We start from the raw sequence: 11747 nt of genomic DNA, 5'->3' as shown, positions 1-11747 counted from the left end.
TCGTTGCCCAGCTCCAGCCATGCATCCAAGCGATCCGAAACCCTGCGCAAAGTACGGATTTCGGCATTCATCCGGCTGCGTTGCAGGATACGTGCAAGATGCGCCGCCCATAGCTGGGATAGGTCCCGGTTCGCATTGAGCTTATCCAGAAAATCCGCGGTGCTGATACGTCGCAAGGTGCTTTGGCTGTCGGCAATCCCATCGCAGTGATACCGCTTGGAATAGGCCGAGGCTTCGGCGAGGACAGTGCCCGCGCTTGCGCGGTGCAGCACCATGCGTTCACCGCTTTGCACATGACGCACAAGGTCCACACGCCCTTGGCAGACGAGATACATTGCGGTGACACGATCATCGGTTCTGAAAAGCGCAGCGCCCTTCGCGAGTTTCACTTCGGTGCCATGTTCAAAAATGCTTGAAAGAGCGTGATGCATGATCGAAATCATATCAAATCCAAGTCAAAGATGCCAAAGCGATCTGCAAGGTCGGCATTCACATCCACGTCAGGACATCATGATGATTACGAAGCACTTTAGGAAACACCCGCGCAAACTGGCTTTGTCGGCCATCTTGGGCCTGCTGGTCCTTGGCGGCGGCGCGGTGTTTATGGTCCAGGGCTCGGCGCATGCCCAGCACATGACTTCTGGCCAGCACAACCACGGCGCGGACGGCACGGGGCATGATATGACCAACATGCCCGGTTTGCGCGGCGCAAATGCCAGTGCAGAGGAAAGCGCAGAGTTGGCTGTGATGTTCAACGGCTTTGAAAGCTTCACGCGCACGGTCGAGAACCTGCCGAACGGTATTCGCACGGTGACGCGCACCTCTGATCCCGTTGTGATGGAGGCTTTGGTCAATCATGTCGCGGGAATGACCGAGCGGGTGTTCAACAACAACGACCCGAAGATCATTATACAAAGTCCGACGCTTGATATTTTCTTCAAGCGCGGGGACGGAATTTTAACCGATATGGATATTTTGGACGATGGGATCGAGGTCGTGCAGACCTCAGATGACCCCGAAGTGGTCAAAGCGTTGCAAATCCATGCCGGGGAAGTCACCGAAATGGCCGAGCGCGGCATGGATGCTGTTCATGAGATGATGATGAAGCGTTAGGACTGAACGCGGCAAACACGAGGCAGGCGCAGGCACGCTGCGCTTGCCGTTCGCGTTCTACAGAAGGAAATCGCTGGCGCTTAGCCCGATAAAATCACTGACCAGAATGCGCATGTCACCTGATCCATCGCCATCGGTATCCACGTAGATCGTTGAATTTCCACCGCTGCCTTCTTTCACGCGCACTTCGTTGGCGGTGCCGGTAAACGCGGCAGTACCGATAAAGTCGAGCGTGCCGCCAACGACCGCTTCCAGATCAATCAGATCGCCAGCTTCCCAATACCGAATTTCGTCGCGGTTTGAATCATTTGTACTCTCGGAAGCATCGCCAAACACAAAAGTATCCGCTCCGCGATTGCCAACCAACAAATCGCTACCCTGTCCGCCGGTGATTGTGTCGTCGCCGCCACTCCCGCGTAATTCATCGTTTTCTGTCCCGCCAAAAAGGGAATCCTGGCCGTCGCCGCCTACTAGGGTATCGTCCCCCGCATCGCCCTGAAGGACATCATTGCCGCCATTGCCGCGCAGATCATCGGCGTCGTTGCCGCCGACAAAGTTGTCCGCCATGTTGGCGCCGATCAATACATCGAGGCCGTCACCGCCATTGACTTGACCCGTCGTGAAACCGTTACCAGAGCCTGTGTAGATGTCGTCGCCTTCTTCAAGAAAGATATCGCCAGTGATCTGGCCAGAGCTTTCGATCGTCTGAACGACATTGTCGCCAACGATGTCGCCAAGTATCTCGCCAGAGTTGATGATCGTAAAGTTTTCGTTACTTCCATCCGAATAGATCGCATAATCCTGACCAGAAATAAGGCCGGAGTTTTGAACGATAGCGTCGAGACTGCCGCTGAAGTAGACTCCGATGGAGAGATCCATGGCCCCGCCAGTAAACGAATTTTGATCGCCCACACCGACAATGCTCCCCGTGTTGATGACTTTATTCGATGTATCTTTCACTTCGACGCCATGCGTTCCCGAGATCAGGCCGGTATTACCCAAGACCGCGCTCGGGCCGTCCAGCGCGACACCTGAAATTGCGCCATCGACAATACCGTTGTTGTTGATGACGCTATTATTGCCGAGCATTTGGATGCCAACATCGCCAGAGCCGATGACTTCGCCATTGTTAAGGACGGCTGCGTTGTCGGCAAATAGTTCAATGCCATCGCTCTCACCGATAACTCTTCCTGTCTCTCCCACTACGATCTTGATTTCAGTGGCACCACCTCCAGAGTCATCGTTGGTACCGTCTAACCCGGCAAAAACGGTTCCGTAGATCTAAAAATTGATATTCGAGGTGGAAGCGAAGTCGATTGCGTGAGAGTTAGACGAAAGAATGTTGCCTTCGGGAAGCAGGTACTCTGAGTTGCTTACGACTGCCAGGGCGGTTGTTTGGGTGGTGACAATAGTGACCAGGGGAAAATTCCTTTTGCGATTTTGACTAAGAATGTGCTCGAATTGGTCGGTTTTTTTATCGGATTAATGAATAGTAAATTTTCTAAAGAATGGACGCGGGTTTGCCATTTTTCAATGGCACAGATCATGTACGGGCTGCGCACTGGACCGAGGCATCGCTGCACAATCAACAAACGGTGGCTTTGGGTCGTAAATGGCCAACGACACAAACGATCAGCGGGCGAGGTTCGCTTCACATGCGGGACAGTTCAACCAGAGGCGTTCTACAGAAGGAAATCGCTGGCGCTTAGCCCGAAAAAATCACTGACCAGAATGCGCATGTCGCCAGATCCATCGCCGTCGGTATCAACGTAAACTGTGGAATTGCCGTTGGCGCTTTCCTTGACGCGTATCTCATTGGCTGTGCCTGTGAATGCATCCGTGCCAATGAAATCGAGCGTGCCGCCGATCACCAATGCGAGGTCAATGATATCGCCCTCGCCCCAATAGCGGATTTCGTCGCGATTTGAATCATTTGTACTTTCGGACGCATCTACAAAAACAAACGTATCTGCGCCGCCATTGCCAACGAGCAAGTCTTTGCCACTACCACCCTCAAGCGTATCATCGCCCGCGCCGCCGCGGATCGTATCATCGCTATTCGCGCCGCGCAGGTTGTCGTCGCCTGCATTCCCAAAAATCAGATCGTCGCCCTTGCCGCCGTTGACATCGTCCATGCCGCCGCCGCCTTGGATCGTATCGGCACCCGCGTCGCCGTCCAGTTCGTCATCCCCTTCGCCGCCGCTGAGGAAATCATTGCCGTCCTCGCCGCTTAGGAAATCATCGCCCTGGTTGCCCATCATGTCGTCGCCGTCATCTCCGCCCCACATCATGTCGTTGCCAAGGCCACCCTTCAGAAAATCAATGCCCTCCTGGCCAGAGATTTCGTCATCGCCGTCATTGCCGAACAGCTCGTCATCCTCGGTGCCGCCCCACATCATATCATGGCCAGAGCCGCCGTAGATCACGTCGATACCTGCTTCGCCGACCAACTCGTCATCGCCGTCGTTGCCTTTGATGAGATCGTCGCCGTTGCCACCAAAGATGCTGTCTTCGCCCCCGCCGCCTTTGACGGTGTCATTCTCTTCACCACCGTCAATCAGATCAGCGGCGTTAGCACCGATAATGCTGTCATGTCCCCAGCCGCCATAAATGGTTCCCAACACCGTCCCGTTACCTGTGGCACGATAGAGATCGGAGTTGAGGCCCAGATCGACATCGCCGCTGATATGACCAGAGTTACGCAGGATATCATTTCCGCCTGCCAAATTGACGCCGCCTTCAATCTGGCCGCTGTTGTCAATTTCGTTGATCCCGCCGTTACCTTGGAACGCCGTGCCTGCGCTGACAGAAATCGTGCCAGAGTTGTTCATGTAAACATCGTCTAAGGTGTAACTGAGAAACTCAATGCCATAGCGATCACCAATGATGCTGCCCGAGTTGTTGATCGTAGCCGTGCCAGAGAAGCTCACAGCGCTCTCACCCAAAATCGTGCCGGAATTCACCAACCGCGCATCATCGCCCTCAAAAATTATAGTAGGGATGTTGGAATTCGAGATGCCATAGCTACTGCTTATGTAGCCGTTGTTGTAAATTTCGGTGTCATTGCCGCCCAGCCGTATGGCTTCGCCGCCGATGATTTCAGCATTGTTGTTGATCATAACGAAATCGCCGTCCAGCTCGATCGCGCGAAAGCTGGGTGTAGCTTGCATAAGGCCGGTATCTGACACAGTAATACTGACGCCCTCCGGATCAGGGCCGGTGCCATTCCGGATCACACCACCGCCGAAATTTGTCATCGTTCCATTTACCAGAACGTAACGGTTAGCGACAGCGCCATCGATGACGAGTGTTCCACCAGGGGTATTTTCTGAATGAAGCACACCTTCTTGAAGGAAGTAAACATCACCCCCAGCGCTGAGGGTCTATGTGGTTGTCGTGTCGGTTGTGATGATAACATCGACCATTTTCTAAGTCCTTCGTTCTGTGAAAATTGTTAGTCTTGTAAATCGACGGCCGTTCCAAAACGGCGTAGGCATTTTTGCACATTGCCCGTCACATTACGCGAAAATACGCGTCTGTGGCGGGCACTGCGGTGTCTTAAAGAACGACGACGGCAGCAAATCCCGTATTTGGCAAGAAATCCGGGACTTGCGGGGTTTTCTAGAGCGTGCTCCATAGCTGAAAGAGCAGCCCGCTGGCGAAAGAGCCGACCAAAGCAATCCCGAGGTAGAGCATGAACACCTGACGTTTCACCAGCGCCCAGACCGCGATGGCGGCTGGCAGGGAACTGACGCCGCCTGCCACAAGGAAGGCCAGACCTGCCCCCGGGGCCATGCCCTGCCCCATCAAACCACCGACCAACGGCAAGGCCGCATAGCCGTTAAGATAGGCAGGCACGCCGACAAGCGTTGCAATCGCGATGGGTGCAAGGCCTGTGCCGCCAAGCGAGCGCGCAACCAGATCAGCGGGCAACCAAGCAAGCATCAAGCTTTCTAAAGTGAAGGCCAATGTCAGCCATTTGGCAAGGAAGAGCGAGGTTTTAAGGGCTTCGCGCCAGAATTTGGAGGTGCGTTCGCTTTCGCGCCAGAATTTCCAAACCACATTGGGTTCATTGCGCACGCTAGCGCCCCCGCACCCACCATTGCCAACGCCCTCGCGCAGCGGATCGCTAAGACCACCCGAGCGCGCGATCATATGCACTGTCAGGCCGCCAAAGATGCCAAGCCCAATCGCAGCCATGGTTTTGGCAACCGCAAATTCAACGCCGAGAACACCTGTTGTAAGGAAGAACATCGAGGGATCCATCACAGGGGACGCCAACCAAAACGCCATGACCGCAGACAGTGGCACACCCATTGCGAGCAAGGCAGCGATGAGCGGGATAACACCGCACGAACAAAAAGGGGAAAGCCCCCCGACGGCCGCGGCGAGCGCGATCATGACCAAGGGCGATCCCGTAAAGGCCTTGGCGATCAGCCCGTCTGCGCCGCTAGCCCCGGCATAGGCCGCAATGGCGACCGAAAGCGCGAGGAAGGGCGCGACATTCATCAGGTTGTTCCACACAAAACCAAGCGTCGAAACGCCAAGCGCAGGGATAAAGACCAAGAGCGCCGCGATGATGGTCGCGCTGAGAAGCCAGACTTTCTCTTTCCGCCAAAGGGTATCGGCAACGTCGAGCCATCTGGAGCGGGCTACGGGGGCTAGGTCCGTCATGGCTATATCCTTAAATATATAGTTGTTTTTGGTTGAAGAAATCTACGGCAATCACGCCGCATCCTCCTGCGCGAGTTTCACGCCGACACAGCACTCTGCGGTCAGGAATGACATAGCTGCGCGCATCTGGTCGAAGTCCACGCGATTGACGATCTGACGTCCTTGGCGTTCTTGGATAACCAGCCCGGCATCGACCAGCGTTCCGAGGTGATGCGCCAGCGTCGAGGCCGCTATGTCGAGGTGCTGGCCAATTTCGCCAACGTTCAAGCCCTCCTCGCCCGCGCGCACCAAAAGGCGAAAGATCGCAAGTCGGGTGTCATGCCCGAGGGCAGCAAGGGCGTTGGCAACTGAGGTTTGTGTCATCATGACCAATCTATAAAACTAGAGTCATAGTTTTGTCAAGAATTCGGGGTCACAGAGAAAATTTTCTTTTGCCGCTTTACATATGCAATTTTAGGAATATGTGTGGAGGCATAGATTTTCCGGAGCGACACCCATGGCCTACACAACGAAATTCCAAGACCTCGCGGACCAAGCGCGCACAAAAGTGCAAGAAGTTGCGCCCCAAGATGTAGATGCATTGCTACAAGACGGGGCGATTGCCCTCGATATTCGCGACCCTGATGAACATGCAAAGGGTCATATCCCGGGATCGGTGAATCTGAGCCGCGGAAAGCTTGAAATGAATATCGAAGGTATCCTGCCTGATCTCGACACAACCATCCTGTGCTATTGCAACGCCTATAATCGCGGTGCGCTTTCGGCGGCCAGCCTTAGGGACATGGGCTATGCAAATGCGAAATTCATTGGCGGCGGCTTGAATGCCTGGCGCAAGCTTCAGGAGGAGGTGTAATGCAGAAACGCACCTTTTTGCTTGCCGGCGCAGGTATCGCGGCGGCCGCAGCCGCGGCGTTCGGGCTGTCGGGGCGCGCGTCAGCTGACAATCTCACACTTGAAAGCCCATCGGGCAGCGCGCTAGCCAGCGACGCAAACACGCTTTTGGTCGACATCCGCCAGCCACAAGAATGGAAGGAAACGGGTGTTATCGAGGGCGCATTGCTCATGACCTACACAGGCGCTGATGCATTTTTGAAGGCGGTGACGCCAAAGCTTAAGGACGGTCAGCGACTTGCCTTGATTTGCCGCTCTGGTAATCGCACGTCGCGTGCGAGCGCGCAGATTGCAGGCAAAGTCGATTTCCCAGTTGTCGATATCGCGGGTGGCATGGGCCGCGTGCTGCGCGAGGGCTACCGCCCCGTAAAGCCGACCCGCAAGATGGGCTGCCAAAGCTGTTAAAGGGGGGGCAGTTATCGCTTTGAAAGCGCGTCAATCGCTTAGCCCAGCACGGTGACGCGATACCCATTTCTAGGGAAATGCACATTGATGTTGCCAGCGTCCGGATCACTTCGGCGGACCGTGATGCGCTCGCTGCTTGCAGCAATCAAGCGTCCCTCAACCGGCTGCTCGCCCCCGTCCACGTCTGGCGATACGATTACCGTCATCCCTGCGCTCAAACCTTGCGGATCATGCGCGCCGTTATGAACAACATCCAACGGTTCTGATTTTGCCGCTTGTTGAATGGCCTCTTCAGCGCTCATATCCGACGATTGCCCATGCCCGATCTCGGCGACACTGTGCTCCCATGCCTCAAGCAAGGGGAACTCTGACAAGAACGCCGGACCTTGGCTCCAGCGCCCGCGCAAGAACCAGATGATGTGATAGAACTGTGCGTCAATCGCAGCAGGTGCAGAGCCGAGCAAGAATTTGCGCCCGTCGGCAAGTTGCTCGCTCAGCCAGGCCATCGGTGCACGCATTTGCGCAGCCAGATGTGGAATTTCCTTATTCGCCGCTTTAAGCCCCTCTGCCCAATTCGCGCCAAGATAAAGACGCCCGCGATCTTCTGCGAAGTCTTTGGGAAGATTTTCACCTGCCGAACCGAGAACGATTTTCACAGCCAGATCAAACAGATCACCATCCGTCCAGCGACCAAGCGCCCACATCAAACCTGCATTTTTCGTTGGGAAAAACGAAGGCGCATCAAAACGCTGCTCCAGCTCGTGAAGGATACAAGCTGAATCGCAATAAATATCCGCCCCTATTTGCATGACGGGAGTGCGTCGATAGCCGCCGGTTAGTTTTGTAAGCATATCCTTTGGCGGCAGGCGCGGAATTTCGACCGATGACCACGCGAGCCGCTTTATTCCAAAGCCAATACGCACTTTCTCGGCGACAGGCGATTGCGGATAGTTGTGCAAAATAACGTGGCTCATTGATCGTCCTTTTGAGATGCTAACGACATCTACTCGGGCGATGCGACGTTCTACAAGGCGCAAGCACGCGTTATCGCGGCACGCATCCATGAAAAATGGCCCCCGCTGTTTCCAGCGAGGGCCTTTTCAAATTCTAGTACGCTTCGAGATTTACTCGTCGCGGCTCTCGGCTGTGTCAGCTGCGTTTGATGGATCACCAAACACGTCGCCGCCGACGATATCGTCCGTTGGCGCGGCCAGTGCGGCAGCGGCTTCAGCTTCGATACGGCGCGCTTCAACAACCACGTTGTCACGATCTTGCGCAACGCGTTGCATCTGCTGCGTTGCACCACCAGTGCCCGCAGGGATCAAACGACCCACGATAACGTTCTCTTTGAGGCCGACCAGTTTGTCCCGCTTGCCCTGTACAGAGGCTTCTGTAAGAACGCGCGTTGTTTCCTGGAAGGACGCCGCAGAGATAAAGCTACGTGTCTGCAAGGACGCTTTGGTGATGCCCAAGAGGATCGGCTCACCTGTTGCAGGTGTGTGACCGCGTGCGATTGCCTTTTCGTTGGCCTGATCGAACTCTTGCTTGTCGACGTGTTCGCCTTTGAGCAGCGTTGTCTGGCCACTGGACAGGATTTCCCACTTCTGGAGCATCTGACGCACGATAACCTCGATGTGCTTATCGTTGATCTTAACGCCCTGCAGACGATAAACGTCCTGCACTTCGTTAATCATATAGTCAGCCAGCGCTTCGACACCCATGATGGACAGGATGTCATGCGGCGCAGGGTTGCCGTCCATGATGTAATCGCCTTTGGAGACAAAATCACCTTCCTGAACAGGAATGTGCTTGCCCTTTGGCACCATGTATTCGACGGGCTCCATGCTCTCGTCCACAGGATCAATCGCGATACGGCGCTTGTTCTTGTAGTCGCGGCCAAAGCGGACATGACCGTCAAGTTCTGCAATGATCGCGTGATCTTTGGGGCGCCGTGCCTCAAAGAGTTCCGCAACCCGTGGCAGACCACCGGTAATGTCCTTGGTCTTGGCACCTTCACGCGGGATACGCGCAACAACGTCACCAGCTTGAACTTCGGAACCTTCCTCAATGGAAAGAACCGCATCAACAGACATAGGATAGGTAACAGGGTTACCCGCATCGTTGCGCACAGGCTCGCCGTCTTTATCCATGATGATAATTTCCGGCTTCAGCTCGTTACCTTTTGGCGCTGCACGCCAGTCGATAACGATTTTCTGTGTCATACCAGTGGCTTCGTCAGTTTCGTCGCGCACGGCAATACCGGATACGAGGTCAACGAACTTAGCTGTACCAGCTTTTTCCGCAATGATTGGAAGCGTGTATGGATCCCATTCAAACAGTTTGTCGCCGCGCTTGATTTTGTCACCTTCTTTGACGAACAGTTTGGAACCATAGCCAAGCTTGTGGCTTGCACGCTCTTCACCGTTTTCATCGTTGATGATCAACTTCATGTTCCGGCCCATAACCATGATCTCGCCATTGGCGTTTTCAAGGGTTTGTGCGTTCTCAAAGACGATCTTGCCTTCCTGGCTTGCTTCCTGGAAGGACTGCTGACCACCCTGCGCAACGCCGCCGATGTGGAATGTCCGCATCGTCAGCTGTGTACCGGGTTCACCGATCGACTGTGCAGCGATAATGCCGACAGCTTCGCCAGAGTTGACCATTGTACCGCGTGCAAGGTCACGACCATAGCACATGGCGCAGACGCCCTCTTCGGCCTCACAGGTCAAAGGTGAACGGATGCGCATGGAGGCAACACCAGCTTCTTCAACCATATCCGCCATACGCTCGTCGATCAGTGTACCTGTTGTCAGCAACACTTCATCGGTGCCGGGACGCAAGACATCATCGCCAACGACGCGGCCCAGAACACGGTCCGCCAGCGAGGAAACAACCTCGCCATCATTGACTGCGGCTTCGGCGGTGATCGTTTTGTCAGTGCCACAATCGCGCATACGCACAATGCAGTCCTGCGCCACGTCCACCAGACGGCGTGTCAGATAACCGGAGTTCGCTGTTTTCAAAGCCGTGTCTGACAGACCCTTACGAGCACCGTGCGTAGAGTTGAAGTACTCCAGAACGGTCAGACCTTCTTTAAAGTTCGAGATGATCGGTGTTTCGATGATGTCGCCATTCGGCTTCGCCATCAGACCGCGCATACCGCCCAGCTGTTTCATCTGAGTGACCGAGCCACGCGCTCCGGAGTGGGCCATCATGTAAACCGAGTTCGGTTCCATTTCTGCGCCATTCTCGTCATGACGAGCAGCAGAGATAGAGCCCATCATCGCGTCGGTGACTTTGTCGTTACACTTTGACCAGGCGTCGACAACTTTGTTGTACTTTTCACCCTGAGTAATCAGGCCGTCCATGTACTGTTGTTCAAAGTCTTTGACCTGCTCGCGTGTTTCGTCAACCAATGGCCATTTTGTTTCTGGGATCAGCATGTCGTCCTTACCGAACGAAATACCGGCCTTGAAAGCTTCACGGAAGCCCATGGTCATGATGTGGTCACAGAAGATCACGGACTCTTTCTGACCGCAGTAACGATAGACCGTATCAATAACCTGCTGAACTTCCTTCTTACGCAGAAGACGGTTCACCAGCTCGAAAGGTGCTTTCGCATTCAGCGGCAGAAGCGCGCCAAGACGCACACGTCCAGGTGTGGTTTCAAAACGCTGCATGACTTCGTTGCCTTCCTCGTCGATCTGAGGAATGCGTGCAGTGATTTTGGAGTGCAGGTGCACGGTGCCGTTGTCCAGCGCGTGCTGAACTTCGTCAATCGAGGAGAAGATCATGCCTTCGCCCTTCATACCCGTCCGCTCAAGCGTCGTGTAATAGAGGCCCAAGATCATATCCTGTGACGGAACAATGATCGGTGCGCCGTTTGCTGGCGACAGAACGTTGTTCGTGGACATCATCAAAACGCGTGCTTCAAGCTGGGCTTCCAGGGAAAGCGGTACGTGAACAGCCATTTGGTCACCGTCGAAGTCCGCGTTAAACGCAGAACACACGAGCGGGTGAAGCTGGATCGCTTTACCTTCGATCAGAACAGGTTCGAACGCCTGAATGCCAAGACGGTGCAATGTAGGCGCACGGTTCAACATGACAGGGTGTTCGCGGATCACCTCGTCCAGGATATCCCAAACTTCGGGACGCTCTTTTTCGACCAGTTTCTTCGCCTGTTTCACTGTGGAAGACAGACCTTTGGCCTCAAGACGTGAGTAGATGAACGGTTTGAACAGCTCGAGCGCCATCTTTTTGGGCAAGCCACACTGATGCAACTTGAGTTCCGGTCCCGTCACAATGACAGAACGACCGGAGAAGTCGACGCGCTTACCCAAAAGGTTTTGACGGAAACGACCTTGCTTACCCTTCAGCATGTCGCTGAGGGATTTCAATGGACGCTTGTTCGCACCTGTGATGACGCGGCCGCGACGACCGTTGTCGAACAGCGCGTCAACAGATTCCTGCAACATCCGCTTTTCGTTACGCACGATGATATCGGGCGCACGCAGCTCGATCAGACGCTTGAGACGGTTGTTACGGTTAATCACGCGGCGATACAGATCGTTCAGATCAGACGTCGCGAAACGGCCACCATCGAGCGGAACCAGCGGACGCAGCTCTGGCGGGATCACAGGGATCACGGTCAGGATCATCCACTC

General features: G+C 54.8%; 10 protein-coding genes. 3 read left to right on the top strand and 7 right to left on the bottom strand.

From position 1 onward, the window contains the following. The coding region (locus tag WBC85_RS01850) for a Crp/Fnr family transcriptional regulator (RefSeq protein ID WP_424432983.1) at positions 1 to 431 on the bottom strand (431 nt) is incomplete at its 3' end. On the opposite strand from WBC85_RS01850, the gene WBC85_RS01845 reads away from it, so the two are divergent. Then, positions 430 to 1113 carry a hypothetical protein gene (locus tag WBC85_RS01845; protein WP_424432982.1) on the top strand — a complete coding sequence of 228 codons (684 nt, stop codon included), beginning with the start codon at positions 430 to 432 and terminating at the stop codon, positions 1111 to 1113. The two genes, WBC85_RS01850 and WBC85_RS01845, sit on opposite strands and share 2 nt — an antisense overlap. A 57-nt stretch (positions 1114 to 1170) precedes the next feature. On the opposite strand, the gene WBC85_RS01840 is transcribed toward WBC85_RS01845, so the two are convergent. The 4 genes from WBC85_RS01840 to WBC85_RS01825 all read right to left on the bottom strand — a co-directional run bounded on the left by WBC85_RS01840 (position 1171) and on the right by WBC85_RS01825 (position 6153). Next, positions 1171 to 2316 carry a calcium-binding protein gene (locus WBC85_RS01840; RefSeq protein WP_424432981.1) on the bottom strand — a complete coding sequence of 382 codons (1146 nt, stop codon included), beginning with the start codon at positions 2314 to 2316 and terminating at the stop codon, positions 1171 to 1173. A 479-nt stretch (positions 2317 to 2795) separates the two neighbouring features. Next, positions 2796 to 4454: a calcium-binding protein gene (locus WBC85_RS01835; RefSeq protein ID WP_424432980.1), complete on the bottom strand. Its 1659-nt coding sequence runs from the start codon at positions 4452 to 4454 to the stop codon at positions 2796 to 2798. 280 nt (positions 4455 to 4734) lie between these two features. Then, positions 4735 to 5787, bottom strand: coding sequence for a permease (locus tag WBC85_RS01830; protein WP_424432979.1), 1053 nt, complete (start codon positions 5785 to 5787; stop codon positions 4735 to 4737). Positions 5788 to 5838: 51 nt separating this feature from the next. Next, complete coding sequence (locus WBC85_RS01825) at positions 5839 to 6153, bottom strand: ArsR/SmtB family transcription factor (RefSeq protein WP_424432978.1); 315 nt, start codon at positions 6151 to 6153, stop codon at positions 5839 to 5841. Positions 6154 to 6283: 130 nt separating this feature from the next. Between WBC85_RS01825 and WBC85_RS01820 the strand changes: the two genes are divergently transcribed. Beyond that, positions 6284 to 6640 (top strand): rhodanese-like domain-containing protein, encoded by a 357-nt coding sequence (locus WBC85_RS01820; protein ID WP_424432977.1) that lies wholly within the window; start codon positions 6284 to 6286, stop codon positions 6638 to 6640. Then, a complete protein-coding gene (locus tag WBC85_RS01815) occupies positions 6640 to 7083 on the top strand; it encodes a rhodanese-like domain-containing protein (protein WP_424432976.1) in 444 nt (147 codons plus the stop codon). The genes WBC85_RS01820 and WBC85_RS01815 overlap by 1 nt, the downstream gene beginning before the upstream one ends. A gap of 38 nt (positions 7084 to 7121) precedes the next feature. Here the strand turns inward: WBC85_RS01815 and WBC85_RS01810 are convergent, their stop codons facing one another. Beyond that, positions 7122 to 8057 carry a glutathione S-transferase family protein gene (locus WBC85_RS01810; RefSeq protein ID WP_424432975.1) on the bottom strand — a complete coding sequence of 312 codons (936 nt, stop codon included), beginning with the start codon at positions 8055 to 8057 and terminating at the stop codon, positions 7122 to 7124. Between the two features lie 150 nt (positions 8058 to 8207). Continuing rightward, positions 8208 to 11747 (bottom strand): DNA-directed RNA polymerase subunit beta' (rpoC, locus tag WBC85_RS01805; protein WP_424432974.1); only part of this gene is annotated, 3540 nt, incomplete at its 5' end.

Origin of the sequence: Planktotalea sp. (assembly GCF_049680325.1) — a bacterium.
Lineage (GTDB): Bacteria > Pseudomonadota > Alphaproteobacteria > Rhodobacterales > Rhodobacteraceae > Planktotalea.
This window is presented reverse-complemented; position numbering and strand designations above follow the sequence as displayed.

Excerpts from the sequence above, each read along its gene's own strand:
- WBC85_RS01845 (WP_424432982.1), top strand. The coding sequence starts at position 430 with ATGATCGAAATCATATCAAATCCAAGTCAAAGATGCCAAAGCGATCTG.
- WBC85_RS01830 (WP_424432979.1), bottom strand. The coding sequence starts at position 5,787 with ATGACGGACCTAGCCCCCGTAGCCCGCTCCAGATGGCTCGACGTTGCC.
- WBC85_RS01825 (WP_424432978.1), bottom strand. The coding sequence starts at position 6,153 with ATGATGACACAAACCTCAGTTGCCAACGCCCTTGCTGCCCTCGGGCAT.
- WBC85_RS01820 (WP_424432977.1), top strand. The coding sequence starts at position 6,284 with ATGGCCTACACAACGAAATTCCAAGACCTCGCGGACCAAGCGCGCACA.
- WBC85_RS01815 (WP_424432976.1), top strand. The coding sequence starts at position 6,640 with ATGCAGAAACGCACCTTTTTGCTTGCCGGCGCAGGTATCGCGGCGGCC.
- WBC85_RS01810 (WP_424432975.1), bottom strand. The coding sequence starts at position 8,057 with ATGAGCCACGTTATTTTGCACAACTATCCGCAATCGCCTGTCGCCGAG.